This window comes from Mesorhizobium sp., from assembly GCF_005063415.1.
Classification (GTDB): domain Bacteria; phylum Pseudomonadota; class Alphaproteobacteria; order Rhizobiales; family Rhizobiaceae; genus Mesorhizobium.
This window is the reverse complement of record NZ_SUEG01000424.1, coordinates 1-236: the sequence shown is the minus strand read 5'-3', so window position 1 is coordinate 236 and position 236 is coordinate 1. Positions and strand designations below refer to the sequence as shown.

At 69.5% G+C, this 236-nt stretch carries 1 protein-coding gene; it reads left to right on the top strand.

The annotated features are described in order from the left end of the window. Nucleotides 1-236: PfkB family carbohydrate kinase (locus tag E5W70_RS32900; RefSeq protein WP_292665536.1), on the top strand; the 236-nt coding region annotated here is incomplete at both ends.

Here is a 236-nt window from a genome sequence, read left to right as displayed (position 1 = left end):
GTGCAGATTGCGGCCGGCATGGCGGCAAGCGCCGCCGCGTCGGCCAGCCGCCAGGGCGGGCAGGTCTGGCTATGGGCAAGCGTCGGCGACGATGCCGTCGGCCACGATGTCATCGGCCAGATGGAGGCGGAGCGGGTCGACTGTTCGCTGGTGCGCAGGGTTGAAGGTGGCCGCTCGGCGATTGCCACGATCCTGGTCGATGCCGCCGGCGAGCGTATGATCGTGCCCTTCTACGA